Raw genomic sequence first — 19464 nt, 5'->3', positions numbered from 1 at the left:
CCCCGATTTCCCCTACTGGAAATTTTGCCAACCCGACAAATTGGGGTCTGACCCCGATTTTTATGGGTGGCAAGGCTTGTAATCGCTCCCGGCCATCCCCATGTGCGGCCGGTTCGCATGATAAAATGTCGGTCTTTTTTGCCATGATCGGCCGCAGTTGGATATCATTTTGATATCTTTTTGGCCTTTGACTTGCTCAACACTATGTCCCTACTGACCCGAATTTTCGGTAGCCGCAACCAGCGCCTGCTCAAACAATACCAAAAGACGGTGCGTGCGATTAATGCTCTCGAGCCTGCGATGGAGAAGCTGTCGGACGCGGAGCTGCAAGCCAAGACGCCGGAGTTCAAACAGCGCGTGGCCAATGGCGAATCGCTCGACGCGATCCTGCCGGAAGCCTTCGCCGTCTGCCGCGAAGCGGCCAAGCGCGTGCTCAAGATGCGCCACTTCGACGTCCAGCTGATCGGCGGTATGGTGCTCCACTACGGCAAGATCGCCGAGATGGGCACGGGCGAGGGCAAGACCCTGATGGCGACCCTGCCGACCTATCTGAATGCGCTGTCCGGCAAGGGCGTGCATGTGGTGACGGTCAACGATTACCTGGCCCAGCGCGACGCCGAATGGATGGGCCGCCTGTACGGCTGGCTCGGCCTGTCGACCGGCATCAACCTGTCGCAGATGGAGCACAGCGTCAAGCAGCAGGCCTATGCCTCGGACATCACCTACGGCACCAATAACGAATTCGGTTTCGACTACCTGCGCGACAACATGGTCTACGACGTGGCCGACCGCGTTCAGCGCGGCCTGAACTTCGCCGTCGTCGACGAGGTCGACTCGATCCTGATCGACGAGGCGCGCACGCCGCTGATCATCTCGGGCCAGGCCGAAAACCATACGGACCTGTACTACAAGCTGAACTCGGTGCCGCCCCTGCTCAAGCGCCAGATCGGCGAAGAGACGCCGGACGGCAAGGGCAAGATCGAGGTCCCGGGCGACTACACGATCGACGAGAAGGCCCACACGGTGCTGCTGACCGAAGCCGGCCATGAGCACGCCGAAGACATCCTCACCAAGATGGGTCTGCTGCCGGAGGGCGCCTCGCTCTACGACGCGGCCAATATCCTGCTGATCCACCACCTGTATGCGGCCCTGCGCGCCCACGCGCTCTACCACAAGGACCAGCACTACGTGGTGCAGAACGACGAGATCGTGATCGTCGACGAATTCACCGGCCGTCTGATGACGGGCCGGCGCTGGTCGGATGGCCTGCACCAGGCGGTCGAAGCCAAGGAAGGCGTCAAGATCCAGAACGAGAACCAGACCCTGGCCTCGATCACGTTCCAGAACTACTTCCGCATGTACAGCAAGCTGTCCGGCATGACCGGGACGGCCGACACGGAAGCCTATGAGTTCCAGGAAATCTATGGCCTGGAAACGGTGGTGATTCCGCCCAACCGTCCGTCCCAGCGCAAGGACCGTCAGGACCAGGTCTACAAATCGGCCGACGAGAAATACCAGGCCATGCTGAAGGACATCCAGGACTGCTACGAGCGCGGCCAGCCGGTGCTGGTCGGTACCACCTCGATCGAGAACTCGGAGCTGCTGTCGAGCATCCTGACCAAGGCCGGTCTGCCGCACAATGTGCTGAACGCCAAGCAGCACGCGCGGGAAGCCGAGATCGTGGCCCAGGCCGGCCGTCCGAAGATGATCACCATCGCCACCAATATGGCCGGCCGCGGTACCGACATCGTCCTTGGCGGCAATGTCGACAAGCAGATCCAGTTCATCGAAGCCAATCCCGAGCTGTCGCCCGAGCAGAAGGCCGCCCAGGCCCAGACCCTGCGCGACGAATGGCAGGCCCTGCACGACCACGTGGTCAATGCCGGCGGCCTGCACATCGTCGGCACCGAGCGCCACGAGTCGCGCCGCGTCGACAACCAGCTGCGCGGCCGTTCCGGCCGTCAGGGCGACCCGGGCTCCTCGCGCTTCTATCTGTCGCTCGACGATCCGCTGCTGCGCATCTTCGCCGGCGACCGCGTGCGCGCCGTGATGGAACGCCTGAAGATGCCGGAAGGCGAGCCGATCGAAGCCGGCATCGTCACGCGCTCGATCGAATCGGCCCAGCGCAAGGTGGAGGCGCGCAACTTCGACATCCGTAAGCAGCTGCTCGAATACGACGACGTCGCCAATGACCAGCGCAAGGTCATCTACACCCAGCGTAACGAGCTGCTCGAGCAGACCGAGATCGCCGAACTGATCGCCTCGCTGCGCAAGGGCGTGTTCACCGATGTGGTGCGCACCTATGTGCCGGCCGAGTCGGTCGAGGAACAGTGGGACCTGGCCGCCCTGCAGAACGTGCTGGCCAGCGAGTGGATGCTCGACGTGCCGCTCGTGCAGATGCTCGAGGGCGACGCCAACCTCACCGACGAGGACATCCTCGAACGCGTGCTGGCGGCGGCCAAGGCGGCCTACCAGGCCAAGGTCGATATCGTCGGCAAGGAAGCCTTCGGCGGCTTCGAACGCAATGTCATGCTGCAGAGCATAGACACGCACTGGCGCGAACACCTGGCCGCGCTCGACCACCTGCGTCAGGGCATCCACCTGCGCGGCTATGCGCAGAAGAATCCGAAGCAGGAATACAAGCGCGAGGCCTTCGAACTGTTCGGCGCCATGCTGGACATGATCAAGAACGAAGTCATCCGCATGGTGATGACGGTACGCATCCAGACGCGCGAGGAAGTCGAGGCCGCCGAGGCCGCGCTGGCCCAGTCGCATCTGGAAAACGTCCACTACCAGCACGCGGACTTCAATCCGAACGCCGCGCCCGAAGAGCTGCTGGCCCCGGCGCCCGAGGAAGACCTGGTCAATGCCTCGGTGCAGATGGAGATGAAGGTCGGCCGCAATGATCCCTGCCCCTGCGGCAGCGGCAAGAAGTTCAAGCAGTGCCACGGTAAGCTGGCCTGATCCTCCCAAGGGGCGCTGCGGCGCCCCTTGTTGTTTTGGCATGTCTGATGAATAATGCGATTTTCCTAAAATTGCATATTCATCACACCATGTCCCTGTCCCGCCTGCTCCTGGCCGTCTGCGCTGCCGTGCTGCTGTCCGCTCCCGCCATCCGTCCGGCGCAGGCGGCCGCGCCGGCCATCGAGGCCATCTTCGCCAATCCCAAGTTCGGTACGCCCAGCCTGTCGCCCGACGGCCGCTATGTGGCCGTGCGCATGGCCCAGGGCGACGGGCGCGACGGGCTTGCCGTGCTCGACCTGCAGGCCATGGCCCTGCGCATCGTGGCGCGCTTCGGCAATATGGATGTCGGCGACTACCAGTGGGTGGCGCCCGACCGGCTGGTGTTCGATATCACCGACAAGCGCGTCGGCATCGGCGAGGCCATGGGGGCGCCCGGCCTGTACGGGGTGAATGCCGATGGCAGCGATTTCCGTCACTTGGTCGCGCACGATACCAACAACGAAAGCGAAGCCGTGCAGGGCTTCAAGCTGAAGGCGCGCAACAAGCTGACCTGGAACCACTATCTGCTCGACCTGCCCGGCATCGCCAAGGGCGGCGAGGTGTATCTGCAAAAGCCGGAATTCGATGGCCTGGATGCGGTCAAATTCGTCGACCTGGTCAAGCTCGACACGCGCAGCGGCCGCAGCACGACGGTCAACCGGCCTTACTTCATCCAGGACTGGGTGCTCGACGCCACGGGCGAGCCGCGCCTGGCGATCTCGCTCGAAAACGGCGAGCGCAAAGTCCATCTGCGCAATGAGGACGGCAGCTGGCGCCAGATCAGCGCGTTTGACGCCTTTGTCGGCGGCAAAGGCTTCCGCCCGATCGGGGCCGATGCGCGCACCGTGTATGTGACGATGGCGCGCGGCAGCGACAAGGGCGCGCTGTTTGCGTATGACATTGCCAGCGGCAAGCTGTCCGAGCAGGCCGTGGTGCGCCTCAAGGACTTCGATTTCCGCGGCGAGCTCGTGTACGGGCAGGGACGCGTGCTCGGGGTGCGCTTCGTGGCCGACGCGCCCAGCACCGAATGGTTCGATGCCGGACTGCAGGCCCTGCAGAAGACCGTCGATGGCCTGCTGCCGGGCACCATCAACCAGATCGCGGTGCCCAGCGAGGGCAGCGCGCCCTGGGTGCTGATCGACAGTTTTGCCGATGCGCTGCCGCACCGCTTCTATGTGTACAACCGCGAGACCAAGGCCTTGAGCAAGCTCGGCGACAGTCTGCCCGGCATCGATCCGGCCAGCCTCGGCCGTACCCAGATGGTGCGCTACACGGCGCGCGACGGGCGCGAGATTCCGGGCTGGCTGACTCTGCCGCGCAGCAAGGCGGCCGGGACCCGCCTGCCGCTGGTGGTGCTCGTGCATGGCGGGCCGTGGCTGCGCGGCGCCGCCTGGGAATTCGATCCCGAAGTGCAGTTCCTGGCCTCGCGCGGGTATGCGGTGCTGCAGCCGGAGTTCCGCGGCAGCACCGGCTATGGCTATGAGCATTTCCGCGCCGGCTGGAAGCAGTGGGGCCTGAAGATGCAGGACGATATTGCCGACGGTGCGCGCTGGGCCATCGAGAAGGGCTATGCCGACGCCGCCCGCATCTGTATCGCCGGCGCCAGCTATGGCGGCTATGCCAGCTTGATGGGCCTGGTCAATGACCCGGACCTGTACAAATGCGGCGTGTCCTGGGCCGGCGTGACCGATATCCAGCTGATGTACACGGGCCACTGGAGCCGCCAGTCCGATCTGTCGGCCGCCTACCGCCAGTACGGCATGCCGCAGCTGGTCGGCGACCCGGTCAAGGATGCGGCCCAGCTGGCCGCCACCTCGCCCGTGCAGCAGGCCGCGCGCATCAAGGCGCCGCTGCTGCTGGCCTATGGCGGTTCCGATCTGCGCGTGCCGATCTACCACGGCAAGCAGTTCTATGAAGCGGTCAAGGCCGTCAATCCGCAGGTGAGCTGGGTCGTGTATCCGGAGGAGGGCCACGGCTGGTCGCTGCCGAAGAACCGCTATGACTTCTGGGGCCGCGTCGAGCAATTCCTCGCTGCCCAGATCGGTACGCCGGCGCCCTGAGCGCGCTTGTGTGCGTGCCTGCACAGAAGGCGCGCGGACTGGCCCTTAGGCTGGAGTCTTTGCGGAGGCTCCCATGTCCAAGAACCCTGTGCAGGCGGCCCTGGCCGCGCTCGCGGCCTGTGCCGAGGCCTGCGACCGCTGCGCCGCCAGCTGTCTGCGTGAAGACGACCCGGCGCCGATGGCGCGCTGCATCGCCATCGATATGGATTGCGCGGCCCTGTGCCATCTGCTGGCCGGCATGGTCGCGCGCGACAGCGAATTCCTCGGCTCGGCCGCCGTGCTGTGCGCCATGCTGTGCCGCGTGTGCGCGGCCGAATGCCAGCAGTTCGAGATGGACCACTGCCAGGCCTGCGCTAAGGCCTGCGAAAAATGCGCGGCCGCCTGCGACGCGCTCAAGCCGGGCAGCCCCTAGGCTCAGGCGCCGACCAGGGTCTCCGGGCTGCCGCGCCGCTGCGGCGCCTGGCGCGGCAGGGTCAAGGTGATGCAGGTGCCGCGGCCCAGCGTGGTGTCGACCTCGACGCGTCCGCCCAGCATGGCCGTGACGATGTTGTAGACGATGTGCATGCCCAGGCCCGTGCCGCCGCGCCCCATCTTGGTCGTGAAAAAGGGGTCGAACACGCGGTGCAGCACCTCGGGCGTCATGCCGATGCCGTCGTCGGCGTAGTGCAGGGCCACGCTGCCATCGGGCAGGTTGTCGGCGCTGATCGTGATGCGGCCGTGGCGCCGGTCTTCGAACGCATGGGCCAGGGCATTGGTCGTCAGATTATTGATCACCTGGCACAGGCTGCCCGGGTAGGAATCGAGTTCGATCCCGGCCGCCACGTCGAGCTGAACTTCGCACTGGGCGCGGCGCAGGCGCGGCGCAAAGGTGGCGATGGTGTCGTCGATCACATTGCGCAGGTCGAAGCGGCGGCGCTGGTCATTGGTCTGGTCGGCCGCCACCTGCTTGAACGAGGCGATCAGCTGGGCCGCCTTGTTGAGGGAGCCGGCGATCAGCTGGCTGGCCATGTCGATGTCGGCCAGGCTGGCGTCGAGCACCGAGCGCTTGAGCGTGCCCTGGGCCACCTGGGCGCGGAACTGGGCCACGTGGTCGGACAGGGTGGTGGCCGCCAGCAGGCTGTTGCCGATCGGCGTATTGAGTTCGTGGGCGATGCCGGCCACCAGGGCGCCGAGCGAGGCCATCTTTTCCGAGGCCAGCAGTTCGCCCTGGGCGCGCTGCAGGTTCTCGAGCGCGGCCGACAGGTCGGCATTGGCGCGTTCGAGCGCGGCCGAGCGTTCGCGCACGCGCTGCTCGAGCGAGGCATTGAGTTCCTTGAGGGCGCGCTTGGCTTCGAGTTCGGCGGTCAGGTCCATCAGGGCCCAGACCACGGCTGGGCCGCCGTCGAGGCGCAGCGAGGAGGTCCAGATCGCAATGTCGCCGGTCTTGCCGTCGGCCAGGCGGGTCTTGGCGATCTCGCCGCGGATCACGCCTTCGCGCTGATACAGGCCCCAGATGCGTTCGCGCTCGGCCGCGCTGTCCCAGAACGCGAACTGGTCGCTGCGGCGCCCCAGCACCTCGTCCACGGTCAGGCCGAAGGTGCGCGTCAGGGCCTGGTTCATGGCCACGATGGTGCCGCTCTCATTGGTCACCGTCAGCGGGACCGGGGCGGTGTCGAACAGGATGCGAAAGCGCGCCTCCGATTCGCGCAGGCGCTGCTCGGCCGCGTCCAGTTCGCCCATGCGCCGCTGTAGCGCGCGCGTCAGGGTCTGCAGCGAATGGCTGAAGACGTCGAGCTCGTCGCCGCCGCGCGCCGGCAGGGCCAGGTCGAAATGGCTGAGCACCAGGCCGCGCGCCTGCTCGGACAGGGCGCGCAGGCGCCGGCCGATCCCGGCTGTGAAGGCCACCACCAGCAGCAGGCCGCTGACAAAGCCGACCGCGGCGATGGCGCCGCCCTGCAGCAGGACTTCGTCGCGCGCCTTGTCGAGGTCTTCGGTCGAGATGCCGAAATGCAGAGCACCGATGGCATTGTCCTTCAGCAGCAGCGGGCTGCGCGCATGCAGCACGCGCCCCGTCTGGACCGTGCTCAGCCCTTCGGCCTGGCGCAGGGCCGGCGTGCGGAACAGGGCCGGCAGCTGGTTCGGCGGCTGGCCCACCTGCAGCAGCGGCCGTCCGGCCGGGTCGAGCACGGCGATGTAGCGCACGAAGCTGTCGCGCGGGTCGGACAGCATTTCCTGCAGATAGCTGCGGATGTCGTTCAGGCGGCCGCTGCTGGCGTAGGGGCTGAGCGAGAGATTGAGCGTGACCGCGTATTCGTGGGCGACGCGGTCGGCATTCTTGCTGACCGCATTGTCGAGCAGGCGCAGGCTGTTCCAGATCAGCAGGCTGACCACCAGCGCCAGGACCAGGCCGCTGGAGAGCAGAAATTTGGCACGCAGGGACAGGCTCACCGCAGGGCTCCTTGGAAACACGGCAAGGGTATCACTGCCGGGTATGGACAGTCAGCAAATTTGCATGGGCAAAGGGCCGGCGCGGGCGCGTTACAATAGGGGTTTTCGTTTTTTCTGATCTGAGAGAAGCCCATGGCCGTCAATTCCCCCCTGCCTGTCGCCGCCGAGCTGGCGCCCGTCCCTGGTATCGAACTCGGCTATGCCGAAGCCGGCATCAAGAAGCCGGGCCGCAAGGATGTGCTGGTGATGAAGCTGGCCCCGACGGCCACCGTGGCCGGCGTGTTCACCAAGAACCGCTTCTGCGCGGCGCCCGTGCAGGTGGCCAAAGCCCACCTGGCCAGCGGCCGCGGCGTGCGCGCGCTGGTGGTCAATACCGGCAATGCGAATGCGGGCACGGGCGAACCGGGTCTGGCCAATGCCCAGGCCACCTGCGCCGCCCTGGCCGGCCTGCTGGGCTGCCAGCCGGAACAGATTCTGCCGTTTTCGACCGGGGTGATCCTCGAGCCGCTGCCGGTCCAGAAGATCGTCGCGGCCCTGCCGGCCGCCATCGCCAATGCCAAGGCCGACAACTGGTTTGCCGCGGCCGAGGCCATCATGACCACCGATACCCAGCCGAAGGCCGCCTCGCGCCAGGCCGTGATCGGCGGCCACACGGTGACGCTGAGCGGCATCTCCAAGGGCGCCGGCATGATCAAGCCGAATATGGCCACCATGCTCGGCTATCTGGCCTTCGACGCCCGCGTCAGCCAGCCGGTGCTGGAGGAACTGGTGCGCCATGCGGCCGACCACTCGTTCAACTGCATCACGATCGACGGCGACACCTCGACCAATGACTCCTTCATGCTGATCGCCACCGGCGCCGGCACCCTTGAAGTGAACAGCACCAGTTCGCCCGAATACCAGCAGCTGCGCGCCGCCGTGACCGATCTGGCGCGCTTCCTGGCCCAGGCCATCGTGCGCGACGGCGAAGGCGCCACCAAATTCATCACGATCACCGTGGAAGACGGCCGCAGCGTCGAGGAATGCCGCCAGATCGCCTACGCGATCGGCCACTCGCCGCTGGTGAAGACGGCCTTCTTCGCGTCCGACCCGAACCTGGGCCGGATTCTGGCGGCGATCGGCTATGCCGGCGTCGAGGATCTGGACGTCAGCAAGATCAATCTTTATCTGGACGATGTCTGGGTCGCGCGCGACGGCGGCCGCAACCCGGCCTACCAGGAAGCCGACGGCCAGCGCGTGATGCAGCAGGCCGAGATCACGGTGCGCGTGAAGCTGGCGCGCGGCGGCGCCAGCGCCACCATCTGGACCTGCGACCTGTCGCACGACTACGTGTCGATCAACGCCGACTACCGCTCGTGATGACGGCGCTGGAACAGCTGCTGGCCCGGGCCGAGGCCGTCCTGGCCCGCTTCGAGCAGACCCTGCCGCAGCCCCTGCGCGCGCCGGACTGGCAGCTGAGCTTTGCCTTCCGCTGGCGCAAGCGCGCGGGCGGGCTGCCCAGTCTGCAGCCAGTGCTGCATCCGGCCCGCATCGACTTCGCCGATCTGCAGCACATCGGCCCGCAACAGGCGGCGATCGAGCAGAACACGCGCCAGTTCGTGGCCGGGCGTCCGGCCAATAATGTGCTGCTGACGGGCGCGCGCGGGACCGGCAAGTCCTCGCTGATCAAGGCCTGCCTCGGCCAGTTCGCGGACGCCGGCCTGCGCCTGATCGAAGTCGACAAGGACGACCTGGCCGACCTGCCCGATATCGTCGACCTCGTGGCCGGGCGGCCCGAGCGTTTCGTGATCTTCTGCGACGACCTGTCGTTCGAAGAAGGGGAGAGCGGCTACAAGGCCCTCAAGGTGGCGCTCGACGGCTCGATCGCCGGGGCCAGCGACAATGTGCTGATCTACGCGACCTCGAACCGGCGCCACCTGCTGCCCGAAAAGATGAGCGACAACGCCAGCTACCGGCATACCGAGGATGGCGACCTGCATCCGGGCGAGACGGTGGAGGAAAGGATTTCCCTGTCCGAGCGCTTCGGCCTGTGGCTGTCCTTCTACCCGTTCAGCCAGGACGAATACCTGGACATCTGCGCCCACTGGCTCCGGCATTTCGGCTGCAGCGCGGATCAGATCGCGGCGGCCCGGCCCGAGGCCCTGCGCTGGGCGCTGGGGCGCGGCTCGCGTTCGGGCCGGGTGGCCTGGCAGTTCGCCAAAGACTATGCGGGGAAGCTGGCCCATGAGTGAAGCGGCCAGCCGTCCCATCGATGTCGCGGTCGGCATCCTGATGAAGCCGAACGGCGATGTGCTGCTCGGCCAGCGACCGGAAGGCAAGCCCTATGCCGGCTACTGGGAATTCCCCGGCGGTAAAGTCGAAGCCAATGAAAGTATTCTCGACGCGCTCAAGCGCGAGTTCGTCGAAGAGCTCGGCGTGGTTATCCACGACGCCGAGCCCTGGTGCGGTGTCGAGCATGTTTATCCGCATGCCCACGTACGCCTGCACTTTTACATCAGCCGCCACTGGAGTGGCGAACCCCAAAGTCTGGAAGGACAGGCCTTTGCCTGGCAAGGCGCCGTCGGCGTCGAGCCCCTTCTGCCCGCCACGATCCCTTTGCTGACCTGGCTCGATCGTGTGCGCTACGCCTCCAACCAAGAGAAGGACAAGCCGTGAAAATCATCATCTTAGGCAGCGGTGTGATCGGGACTGCCTCGGCCTATTACCTGGCCCAGCAAGGCCATGAAGTGACCGTCATCGAGCGCCAGAGCGGACCCGCGCTGGAAACCAGTTTTGCCAATGCCGGCGAGATCTCGCCCGGCTATGCCTCGCCCTGGGCCGGTCCCGGCGTGCCGCAGAAGGCGGTGAAATGGCTGCTCATGCAGCACAGCCCGCTGGTGGTGCGGCCCCAGCTCGATCCGGCCCAATGGCGCTGGATGTTCCAGATGCTGATGAACTGCAACCACGACAGCTATGCGATCAACAAGGGCCGCATGGTGCGTCTGGCCGAGTATGCGCGCGACGTGCTGATCCAGCTGCGCGCCGACACCGGCATCGCCTACGATGAGCGCAGCCAGGGCACGCTGCAATTGTTCCGCACCCAGAAGCAGCTCGATGGCGCCGCCACCGACATCGCTGTGCTCAAGCAGTACGGTGTGCCGTTCGAGGTGCTCGATCCCAAGGGTTGCGAAGTGCCCGAGCCGGCCCTGGCCCATGTGCGCGGCAAATTCGTCGGCGGCCTGCGCCTGCCGAACGACGAGACCGGCGACTGCTTCAAGTTCACCAATGCCCTGGCCACCCTGGCCGAGGGCCTGGGCGTGCGCTTCCGCTACGGCGTGAACATCGAGCGCCTGGCCTTCGAGGGCGACCGCATCACCGGCGTCAAAACGGCCGAGGGCATGCTGACGGCCGACAGCTATGTGCTGGCGCTGGGCAGCTATTCGCCGCTGATGGTCAAGGAACTCGGCATGCGGCTGCCCGTGTATCCGGTCAAAGGCTATTCGATCACGCTGCCGATCACCGATGCCAGCGGCGCGCCCGAGTCGACCGTGATGGACGAGACCTTCAAGGTGGCGATTACGCGCCTGGGCGACCGCATCCGCGTGGGCGGCACGGCCGAGCTGTCCGGCTTCGACCTGACGCTGCGCGAGGCGCGCCGCGCGACCCTGGTGCACTCGGTGAGCGACCTGTTCCCGCGTGGCGGCGACGTGGCCCAGGCCAGCTTCTGGTGCGGCCTGCGTCCAATGACGCCGGACGGCACCCCGATCATCGGCCCGACGCCTTACCGCAATCTGTTCCTCAACACCGGCCACGGCACGCTGGGCTGGACCATGTCCTGCGGCTCCGGCCGCGTGCTGGCCGACATCATCAGCGGCAAGCAGCCCGAGATCAGCCTCGAAGGCCTGTTCATGGACCGCTACGGCCGCGCCAACAAGCCGGTCATCATGCCCCAGGGGATCACTGCCTGAGCAGCATGGGAATGAAGGCGATGCCGCGCACTTCGGTGCGCGGTCCGCTGTCGGCAAAGCCCAGGCGCCGATAGAAGCCATGCGCATGGGCGCTGGCATTCACCGTGATGGACTGCTGCGCGCCCAGTTCGGCGCGGGCAAAGTCCCACAGCCGCCGGCCCAGGCCCTGGCCATGCCAGGGGCGCGCCACGAACAGGTGGTACAAGTGGGCCGGCCCGCGCAGGGCGACGACGCCGGCCAGCTGGGTCCCGATCCAGGCCGAAAAATAGCGGAACTCCGGATCGGCGAGCAGCAGGCCGACAGGCGTCGGTCCCAGGCTGGCCAAAAATTCCTCCGCCCCCGCGCCATCGGGCGCGATCGTCATGAAGGGCGCCAGGTCGAGGATCAGGGCGCTGATGGCCGCCGCCTCGGACGGATGAGCGCGCCGAATCAAAAGCTTTTCCATACCCAACCATACCACGAAGAAAAATCGGGGTCAGACCCCATTTATCTCGCTGGAAAAATGGGGTCTGACCCCGATTTGTTGGCGTGGCAATTTTTTGGCGGGGGCGTAGAATGCGGGGCTATGAAAACCCTTGCCCTGTGCGCGGCCCTGCTGGCCGCTTCGCCGCTGGCCTTGGCCGATCCGCTCATCAGCTCGGTCGAGGACCAGCCCTTGTCCGAACTGTGGGTCAATCCGGGCTTTGCCACCTATCACTTTCAGCGTGACCGCAACCTGAACGGGAAGAACCCGGGCCTGGGCCTCGAATACCGCTGGAGCACCCAGCTGGCCGCGACGGCCGGGCGCTTCAAGAACAGCGACTGGGAACATTCGAACTATGTCGGGGTCTACTACCAGCCCTGGCAGATCGGACCGGTCCGGCTCGGCGTGGTCGGCGGCGCCTTCAATGGCTATCCGCATTTCCGCAACGGCGGCTGGTTCCCCAGCGTGCTGCCGGTCGCCAGCGCCGAATGGGGCCGCCTGGGCCTGATGACGACCATCGTGCCCGGCTGGGGCGAGCGCCTGCACGGCGGGATCTCGGTCCAGCTGCGGCTGAAACTCAATTAGGCCTTAGTTCAGGCGCTCGTCCTCGCCTTCGGGATCGGCTTCGGTCGGGGCACTGCCGGGGATCTTGTACTTTTCCTCGGCCCAGGCACCCAGGTCGATCTGTTTGCAGCGTTCGGAGCAGAAGGGGCGGTAGGTGGCGGCTTCGGTCCATTCGACCTTGGCGCCGCAGGTGGGACAGCTGACAGTTGGCATTTCAGAAATTGCAGAGCGTGAGCTCGAAGGGGATGTCTTCTTCCAGCGGGCGCGGCTTCATGTCCCCGCCTTGCGAGGTGAAGCGGACCCACAGCATGTATTTGTTGGCCGAAATTTCGGGGATGGCGCCGAGGCGCTCGTCAACGGACAGGCGCAGCATCTGGTACACCTTCCCCTGCAGCATTTGCTGATAGCTGCCGGCCCCGGCAATCATCTTGATCGGGCCGCCCGAGTCGCGCAGCAGGCGCAGCACCAGGGACAGGGCATCGAACAGCGGCGCCAGCGGCGCAAACCAATTCGCAATATCGTTAAAGCGCAACTGGGCGTCGCGCTGCTGCCAGGCATAGTAGCTGGGCAGATCGAATTCGCAGGCGCCGCCCGGGATGATGGTACGCCCGCGGATACTCATCAGCCATTCATTGTCGCGCACGTTCTGCCCGGTCTTGCCCTGGGCGCCGACCAGGTTGCTGGCCGCCTGTTCCACTTCGGCCAGGATGGCGTCGACGATGCCCGGGTCCACGCTCGGGTTGGCGCGGAAGGACAGCAGGCTTTGTTTTTGCCGCTCGAGTTCCTGCAGCAGGTCGGATTTCAGGTCGGCGCGGCCGGCCACTTCGAGCATGTCGAAGATCGTGGCCAGGGCGACATGATGCTGGTAGGGGTGTTCCTGATGGACGAAGAAATTGAACTTCTCGTAAAGGTCTTCCAGCCGCAACAACGTGCGTATGCGCTCGTTGAAAGGGTATTCGTAGACGATCAAAGTGGTTCCCTTTGGGTGGGCAGTGAAGACATCCTGTGATTCTGAACCAAGCGAAGCAAAATTACAAACGCAATGGTGAATTTGCGTCGATCCGTGCGGAAATACTCAAATAGGCTGCGTGCAGCTGCGCGATCTGCGGCGCCAGCGCGGCCGGATCGCCGCCATTGTCGACCACGTCGTCGGCGGCTGCGCGCCGTTGTTCGCGGCTGGCCTGGCTGGCCATGATGGCCTCGACCTGGTCGCGCGCCAGGCCCGAGCGCGCCATCACGCGCGCCACCTGCACCGCCTCGGGACAGTCGACCACGAGGATGCGCGCGACGCGCTCGCGCCAGCCGCCCGACTCGACCAGCAGGGGCACGACGAACATCACATACGGGCCCGTGGCCGCGGCCGCCTCGGCCTCGGCGCGGGCGCGGATCAGCGGATGCAGAATCGCTTCCAGCCGGTGGCGCGCGCTGGGGTCGGCAAACACCAGGCGGCGCATGGCGGCGCGGTCAAGTGCGCCCTCGGGCGTTTCATAGCCGGGCCCGAAGGCGGCCGTGATCGCGGCCATGGCAGCCCCGTCCGGGCCGGTCAGCTGGTGGGCGATCAGGTCGGCGTCGACGATGCTGGCCCCATGCTCGGCGAACAGCGCGGCCACCGTGCTTTTGCCACTGCCGATGCCGCCGGTCAGGCCGATCCGCAGCATCTCAGCCGCCGATGCCGAAAGTCAGGCGTGCCAGGTCCTTGCCATGCACGAGGGCCAGCAGGCCGGCGGCGGCCAGGTAGGGACCAAACGGGATCGGCACCTCGCGCCCGTGGCGGAAGAACAGGATGCGCGCGATGCCGACCACGGCGCCGGTTGCGGCCGACAGCAGGATGATCGTCGGCAGCATCATCCAGCCCATCCAGGCGCCGAGGGCGGCCAGCAGCTTGAAGTCGCCGCCGCCCATGCCGTCGATCCCGCGCAGCAGCTTGAACAGGTAGTTGACGCTCCACAGGGCCAGGTAGCCGGCCGCGGCACCGAGCACGGCGTCCTTCAGGGGCACGAACAGGGCCTCGGTATTGAGCAGCAGACCGATCCACAGCAGCGGCAGGGTCAGCACGTCCGGCAGGAACTGGGTGTCGGCGTCGATGAAGGTCATCGCGATCAGGTAGTAGGTGAACAGCAGCGTGGCCAGACCCATCCAGCCGCTGCCGAAGTGCCACACCAGAAAGCCCGACAGCGCCGCCGTCAGCGCCTCGATGACCGGATAGCGCGCCGCGATCGGCGCCTTGCAGGCGCTGCATTTGCCGCCCAGGATCAGGTAGCTGAGCACGGGGATGTTTTCCAGCGCCGTGATCTGGTGGCCGCAGTGCGGGCAGGCGCTGCGCGGCAGCACCAGGTTGTAGCGCTCGGTATGCTGGGGCGGCTGGCCATTGGCCTCGGCCAGGTCATTGTCCCACTCGCGCTGCATCATCACCGGCAGGCGGTGGATGACCACGTTGAGGAAGCTGCCGACCAGCAGGCCGAACACAGCCGCCACCGCGGCCGGGAGCACGGCGCTCGGGGCCGCGAAGAAAATCATGTCGAACATCAGACCACCGATCCCAGTTTGAAAATTGGCAGATACAAGGCCACCACGAGGCCGCCGATGATGCCACCCAGGATCACCATGATCAAGGGCTCCATCAGCGAGGACAGCGAAGCGACGGCCTCGTCCACTTCTTCCTCATAGAAGTCGGCCACCTTGCCGAGCATGGCGTCGAGCGCGCCCGACTCCTCGCCGATGGCGACCATCTGGGTCACCATGGCCGGGAAGACATTGGTGTTCTGCATGGCCACGGTCAGGCCGGTACCGGTCGAGACTTCCGACTGGATCTTCTTGGTCGCCTCCGAATACAGGGCATTGCCGGAGGCGCCACCGACCGAGTCGAGCGCTTCGACCAGGGGCACGCCGGCGGCGAACATGGTCGACAGGGTACGCGTCCAGCGCGCCACGGCCGCCTTCATGATGACGTCGCCGAAGATCGGCGCCTTCAGCAGGGCCAGGTCCATGAAGCGCTGCATCTTGGCCGAGCGCTGCCAGGCCTGGAAGAAGAAGTAGATGCTGGCGAAGATCGAGCCGAAGATCATGTACCACCACTTGACGAAGAACTCCGAGATCGCCATCACCAAGAGGGTCGGGCCGGGCAGTTCGGCGCCGAAGCTCGTGAACACGGACTTGAAGGCCGGCACCACCCAGATCATGATCACCGCCGTCACGATGAAGGCCACGCCGAGAATCGAGACCGGATAGGTCAGCGCCGACTTGATCTTCTTTTTGATGGCAAGCGTCTTTTCCTTGTAGATGGCAAGCCGGGTCAGCAGGTCTTCGAGAATACCGGCCTGCTCGCCGGCGCCCACCAGGTTGCAGAACAGCGGGTCGAAGTAGAGCGGGTATTTGCGGAACGCGTTGTTCAGGCTGGTGCCGGTCTCGATGTCGGCGCGCAGATCCAGGATCAGCTTGGCGACCGAGGGATTCGAGTGGCCCTTGCCGACGATGTCGAAGGACTGCAGCAGGGGCACGCCGGCCTTCATCATCGTGGCCAGCTGGCGCGTGAACATGGTGATGTCGGCATCGGTGATCTTCTTCCCGCTGCGCATCACCTTCTTTTTGACCTTGGTGACCATCACGCCCTGGCGGCGCAGGGCGACATTGACGATGGCCTCGCCGGCCGCGCGCATTTCGCCGCGCACCGTCTTGCCGCTCTTGTCCTTGCCTTCCCAGGCGTAAATCTCTTCCTTGACTTGGATGCCTTTGTCGGCTTTCGCAGAGGTGGCCATGGTGCTCCTATTCGTTGGTACAGCCGAGCACTTCTTCGAGGCTCGTGAGGCCTTGTTTCACTTTCATCAGGCCCGAACGGCGCAGGGAGTTGACCCCTTCCTTCTCGGCCTGGGCGGCGATCTCCATCGAGTTGCCCTGGTTCAGGATGATGCGGCTGATTTCCTCGGAAATCGGCATCACCTGATAGATCCCGACGCGGCCCTTGTAGCCGGTGTTGGTGCAGCGTTCACAGCCGACCGGGCCGTACGGCTGCCAGCTGCCATCCAGATCGCTCTCGCGGTAGCCGGCCGCCAGCAGCACTTCCTGTTCGATATGGATCGGCTGCTTGCAGGTGCACAGGCGGCGCGCCAGGCGCTGGGCCGTGATCAGGATGATCGAGGAGGCGATGTTGAACGGCGCCACCCCCATATTCATCAGACGCGTCAGCGTGGTCGGCGCGTCATTCGTGTGCAGGGTCGAGAACACCATGTGGCCGGTCTGGGCCGCCTTGATGGCAATGTCGGCCGTTTCCAGATCGCGGATCTCACCGACCATGATGATGTCCGGATCCTGGCGCAGGAAGGACTTGAGCGCGGCCGCGAAGGTCAGGCCGGCCTTGTCGTTGACGTTCACCTGGTTGATGCCGGGCAGGTTGATCTCGGCCGGGTCTTCCGCCGTCGAGATATTGATGCCCGGTTTGTTGACCAGATTCAGGCAGGTGTACAGGGACACGGTCTTGCCCGAGCCGGTCGGCCCCGTCACCAGCACCATGCCGTACGGGCGCTCGATGGCGTCGAGCAGCTTGGCCTTCTGGTCCGGATCGTAGCCGAGCGCGTCGATACCCAGCGTGGCCGAGGACGGATCGAGAATCCGCATCACGGTCTTTTCGCCGAACAGGGTCGGCAGGGTCGAGACGCGGAAGTCGATGACCTTGGTCGGCGAGACGATCAGGCGCATGCGCCCGTCCTGGGGCACGCGCTTTTCCGAGATGTCGAGCTTGGACAGGACCTTGATGCGCGAGACCAGCTTTTCGCGGATCGTCACCGGCGGCATCGCATGTTCACGCAGCACGCCGTCGATGCGCAGGCGGATGCGGTAGAACTTTTCGTAGGGTTCGAAGTGGATGTCCGAGGCGCCCAGATGGATGGCGTCCATCAGAATCTTGTTGAGGAATTTGACGATCGGCGCGTCTTCGACATCGGCCTGGACTTCGGGCTCGGGCGGCGGCGGCTCGTCGTCCTGGAACTGCAGATCGGCTTCGTCGCCGACCAGTTCCGACATGCTCTGCTCGGCCGACTTGGCCAGGCGCGCAAGCAGGTTCAGCAGCGCGTCATGGGCCACGATCACGGGCTCGACCATCGACTCCGACTGGAACTTGATCTGGTCGAGCGCCTGGGTATTGGTCGGGTCCGACAGGGCCACGCTCATCTTGTTGCCGCGCTTGGACAGGGCGATCACGCGCTGCCCCTGCATCAGCTTGTTGTCGATGGCCTGCTGGGGCAGGGCCTCGAGCTGGAGCGCGCCAATGTCGAGCAGCGGATAGCCGAAGGTCTCGGAACAGAAGATGGCCAGGCTGCGCGCGTCGATGGCGCCGCTGGCGATCAGGGCGTCGATGAAGGCGGTCTTGTCGGCGGCGGCCTTCTTGCTTGCGGCCTCAGCCTGCGGCAGCGAGAGTTTGCCCGCTTGCACCAATGCACGTGCCAAGCCCGACAGGGGCGGCCCGGACGTCGCATTGGGTAGAACAGCGGCCATGGTCTTGACGTTTTGGATGGACGAAAAGGCTCGGATGGCAGAGCCACCAGAGCTGTTGCCACGGATCATGCATCATAGGGGAGCAAGTGTAAAGCCTTGCGCCGAATCGTGTTGCACTTCAGGAGCGGATCAATTTCACGACTTTGATCGACTGATTTTGCACCTGAACCACTTCAATGATGCAATTGGCAATCCTGATTGCAATCGCGGCATCGGGGATGTCCTGCAGCTGTTCGAGGATCAGGCCGTTCAGGGTCTTGGGGCCGTCGAGCGGCAGCTGCAGCTGCAGGAATTTGTTAATGTCGCGCAGAGGCGTGCTGCCCTCGAGCAGGCATTCGCCTTTCTCGTCCCACTGGAAGCGGTCATTGCGGCCCGTGCCCGGCAGGGTGGTGGTGAACTCGCCGATCATTTCCTCGATGATGTCATCGAGCGTGACCAGGCCCTGCAGCTCACCGTATTCATCGACGATGACGGCCAGGCGCTCCTTCTTCTCCTGAAAATACTGGAGCTGGGCGAATACCGGGGTCTCCTGCGGAATGAAGTAGGGCGGGCTCAGCAGGGCCTTGAAATGCTCGGGCGTCAGCTCTTCCTCGCTCAGCAGGGCCATCGCCTTGCGCACGTGCAGGATGCCGAGCACGCGGTTGATCTCGCCTTCGTAGACGAGCAGCTTGTTGTGGTAGCAGGTCACCAGCTGGTGCTTGATCTCCTCGACCGGCACGGCCAGGTTGAGCGCCTCGATCTGGGCGCGCGGGGTCATGATGTCCTCGACCGAGATGGCCTCGAAGTCGAACAGATTGAGCAGGATGCTCTTGTGCTTTTGCGGAATGAAATTGCCGCCTTCGAGAACGATCGAGCGCAATTCCTCGGGCGAGAGGCGGTGGTCGTGGCCGGCCCCGACCGTCTGCACGCGGAACAGTTTGAGCACGAGGCTGACGAACAGATTGACGAACCAGATCACCGGCTTGGCCAGGGCCATCATGGCCTTGAGCACAAACGAGGAGGCGAGCGAGATTTTTTCCGGGTAGGTGGCGCCGATGACCTTGGGCGAAATTTCGGCGAACACGATCAGCAGGAAGGCCACCACGGCGGTGGCGATCGTGATCACACTTTCCTCGCGCCCGAACAGGCCGATGGCGATGGCCGTGACCAGGGCCGTGACCATGGCATTGATCAGGGTATTGGCGATCAGCACCAGCGACAGCAGTTTGTCCGTGCGTTCAAGCAGCCACAGCGCGGTGGCGGCGGCGCGGCTGCCGCGTTTGGCCTGGTGGCGCAGGCGGTAGCGGTTGGCGGCCATCAAGGCCGTTTCCGCCATGGCGAAAAAGGCCGAACAGAGAATCAGAAAAGCGAGTGCGAGCAACAAAGCCCACAAGGGAACGGTATCCAATTGGCGTGGAGGGAGGCAGCCGAATCTGCGGCCACAGTGTTCCGGATTGTACTACCAAGGCCCATCCAGCCCCAACACCGCCCGGAATTGCCGCGCAAACAAATCGGGGTCAGACCCCATTTTTCT

General features: G+C 65.2%; 17 protein-coding genes. 8 read left to right on the top strand and 9 right to left on the bottom strand.

Annotated features, from left to right (window positions below):
• Positions 1-204: 204 nt before the first annotated feature.
• From secA to LZ005_RS13290, 3 genes are all read left to right on the top strand, one after another.
• The gene (gene secA, locus LZ005_RS13300; protein ID WP_237808561.1) at positions 205-2964 is read left to right on the top strand and encodes a preprotein translocase subunit SecA; all 2760 of its coding nucleotides are present in this window, start codon (positions 205-207) and stop codon (positions 2962-2964) included.
• A gap of 89 nt (positions 2965-3053) precedes the next feature.
• Positions 3054-5063 carry a S9 family peptidase gene (locus LZ005_RS13295; protein WP_237808560.1) on the top strand — a complete coding sequence of 670 codons (2010 nt, stop codon included), beginning with the start codon at positions 3054-3056 and terminating at the stop codon, positions 5061-5063.
• Between the two features lie 73 nt (positions 5064-5136).
• The gene (locus LZ005_RS13290; protein ID WP_237808559.1) at positions 5137-5475 is read left to right on the top strand and encodes a four-helix bundle copper-binding protein; all 339 of its coding nucleotides are present in this window, start codon (positions 5137-5139) and stop codon (positions 5473-5475) included.
• A 2-nt stretch (positions 5476-5477) separates the two neighbouring features.
• Here LZ005_RS13290 and LZ005_RS13285 read toward each other — a convergent pair whose 3' ends face one another.
• A complete protein-coding gene (locus LZ005_RS13285; protein ID WP_237808558.1) occupies positions 5478-7490 on the bottom strand; it encodes a PAS domain-containing sensor histidine kinase in 2013 nt (670 codons plus the stop codon).
• 132 nt (positions 7491-7622) lie between these two features.
• On the opposite strand from LZ005_RS13285, the gene argJ reads away from it, so the two are divergent.
• From argJ to LZ005_RS13265, 4 genes are read left to right on the top strand one after another with little or no spacing between them, the layout of a single operon-like run.
• Positions 7623-8849, top strand: a complete 1227-nt coding sequence (argJ, locus tag LZ005_RS13280; protein ID WP_237808557.1) for a bifunctional glutamate N-acetyltransferase/amino-acid acetyltransferase ArgJ — start codon at positions 7623-7625, stop codon at positions 8847-8849.
• Positions 8849-9721 (top strand): ATP-binding protein, encoded by an 873-nt coding sequence (locus tag LZ005_RS13275; protein ID WP_237808753.1) that lies wholly within the window; start codon positions 8849-8851, stop codon positions 9719-9721. Before argJ ends, LZ005_RS13275 begins: the two co-directional genes overlap by 1 nt.
• Entirely contained in the window at positions 9714-10145 is a 432-nt protein-coding gene (locus LZ005_RS13270) for an NUDIX domain-containing protein (RefSeq protein ID WP_237808556.1), read from the top strand. Before LZ005_RS13275 ends, LZ005_RS13270 begins: the two co-directional genes overlap by 8 nt.
• Positions 10142-11437, top strand: coding sequence for a D-amino acid dehydrogenase (locus tag LZ005_RS13265; RefSeq protein ID WP_237808555.1), 1296 nt, complete (start codon positions 10142-10144; stop codon positions 11435-11437). The genes LZ005_RS13270 and LZ005_RS13265 overlap by 4 nt, the downstream gene beginning before the upstream one ends.
• Here LZ005_RS13265 and LZ005_RS13260 read toward each other — a convergent pair.
• The gene (locus tag LZ005_RS13260) at positions 11427-11870 is read right to left on the bottom strand and encodes a GNAT family N-acetyltransferase (RefSeq protein ID WP_237808554.1); all 444 of its coding nucleotides are present in this window, start codon (positions 11868-11870) and stop codon (positions 11427-11429) included. The genes LZ005_RS13265 and LZ005_RS13260 overlap by 11 nt on opposite strands.
• A gap of 132 nt (positions 11871-12002) precedes the next feature.
• On the opposite strand from LZ005_RS13260, the gene LZ005_RS13255 reads away from it, so the two are divergent.
• Complete coding sequence (locus LZ005_RS13255; RefSeq protein WP_237808553.1) at positions 12003-12485, top strand: hypothetical protein; 483 nt, start codon at positions 12003-12005, stop codon at positions 12483-12485.
• A gap of 3 nt (positions 12486-12488) precedes the next feature.
• Here LZ005_RS13255 and yacG read toward each other — a convergent pair whose 3' ends face one another.
• The 7 genes from yacG to LZ005_RS13220 form a co-directional block, all read right to left on the bottom strand.
• Positions 12489-12677 (bottom strand): DNA gyrase inhibitor YacG, encoded by a 189-nt coding sequence (yacG, locus tag LZ005_RS13250; RefSeq protein ID WP_237808552.1) that lies wholly within the window; start codon positions 12675-12677, stop codon positions 12489-12491.
• Position 12678: 1 nt separating this feature from the next.
• On the bottom strand, positions 12679-13434 hold the full coding sequence (gene zapD / locus LZ005_RS13245) for a cell division protein ZapD (RefSeq protein ID WP_237808551.1): 756 nt from the start codon (positions 13432-13434) through the stop codon (positions 12679-12681).
• 61 nt (positions 13435-13495) lie between these two features.
• Positions 13496-14122 (bottom strand): dephospho-CoA kinase, encoded by a 627-nt coding sequence (gene coaE, locus LZ005_RS13240; RefSeq protein ID WP_237808550.1) that lies wholly within the window; start codon positions 14120-14122, stop codon positions 13496-13498.
• Between the two features lies 1 nt (position 14123).
• The gene (locus LZ005_RS13235) at positions 14124-14990 is read right to left on the bottom strand and encodes an A24 family peptidase (RefSeq protein ID WP_307727804.1); all 867 of its coding nucleotides are present in this window, start codon (positions 14988-14990) and stop codon (positions 14124-14126) included.
• Positions 14990-16219: a type II secretion system F family protein gene (locus LZ005_RS13230; protein ID WP_237808549.1), complete on the bottom strand. Its 1230-nt coding sequence runs from the start codon at positions 16217-16219 to the stop codon at positions 14990-14992. The genes LZ005_RS13235 and LZ005_RS13230 overlap by 1 nt, the downstream gene beginning before the upstream one ends.
• 7 nt (positions 16220-16226) lie before the next feature.
• On the bottom strand, positions 16227-17951 hold the full coding sequence (gene pilB / locus LZ005_RS13225) for a type IV-A pilus assembly ATPase PilB (RefSeq protein WP_237808548.1): 1725 nt from the start codon (positions 17949-17951) through the stop codon (positions 16227-16229).
• Positions 17952-18069: 118 nt separating this feature from the next.
• Positions 18070-19338: an HlyC/CorC family transporter gene (locus tag LZ005_RS13220; RefSeq protein WP_237808547.1), complete on the bottom strand. Its 1269-nt coding sequence runs from the start codon at positions 19336-19338 to the stop codon at positions 18070-18072.
• Between the last annotated feature and the right edge of the window lie 126 nt (positions 19339-19464).

Source organism: Massilia sp. TS11 (assembly GCF_022012445.1).
Lineage (GTDB): Bacteria > Pseudomonadota > Gammaproteobacteria > Burkholderiales > Burkholderiaceae_D > Telluria.
Note: the sequence above shows the minus strand (reverse complement) of the source record. Positions and strands in the feature narration are given on the sequence as shown.

Bases quoted from the DNA above. Each gene is read 5' to 3' on its own strand.
- LZ005_RS13270 (WP_237808556.1), top strand. From the start codon at position 9,714: ATGAGTGAAGCGGCCAGCCGTCCCATCGATGTCGCGGTCGGCATCCTG.
- LZ005_RS13230 (WP_237808549.1), bottom strand. From the start codon at position 16,219: ATGGCCACCTCTGCGAAAGCCGACAAAGGCATCCAAGTCAAGGAAGAG.
- LZ005_RS13255 (WP_237808553.1), top strand. From the start codon at position 12,003: ATGAAAACCCTTGCCCTGTGCGCGGCCCTGCTGGCCGCTTCGCCGCTG.
- coaE (WP_237808550.1), bottom strand. From the start codon at position 14,122: ATGCTGCGGATCGGCCTGACCGGCGGCATCGGCAGTGGCAAAAGCACG.
- LZ005_RS13290 (WP_237808559.1), top strand. From the start codon at position 5,137: ATGTCCAAGAACCCTGTGCAGGCGGCCCTGGCCGCGCTCGCGGCCTGT.
- yacG (WP_237808552.1), bottom strand. From the start codon at position 12,677: ATGCCAACTGTCAGCTGTCCCACCTGCGGCGCCAAGGTCGAATGGACC.
- argJ (WP_237808557.1), top strand. From the start codon at position 7,623: ATGGCCGTCAATTCCCCCCTGCCTGTCGCCGCCGAGCTGGCGCCCGTC.
- LZ005_RS13275 (WP_237808753.1), top strand. From the start codon at position 8,849: ATGACGGCGCTGGAACAGCTGCTGGCCCGGGCCGAGGCCGTCCTGGCC.
- LZ005_RS13235 (WP_307727804.1), bottom strand. From the start codon at position 14,990: ATGTTCGACATGATTTTCTTCGCGGCCCCGAGCGCCGTGCTCCCGGCC.
- pilB (WP_237808548.1), bottom strand. From the start codon at position 17,951: ATGGCCGCTGTTCTACCCAATGCGACGTCCGGGCCGCCCCTGTCGGGC.
- LZ005_RS13295 (WP_237808560.1), top strand. From the start codon at position 3,054: ATGTCCCTGTCCCGCCTGCTCCTGGCCGTCTGCGCTGCCGTGCTGCTG.
- secA (WP_237808561.1), top strand. From the start codon at position 205: ATGTCCCTACTGACCCGAATTTTCGGTAGCCGCAACCAGCGCCTGCTC.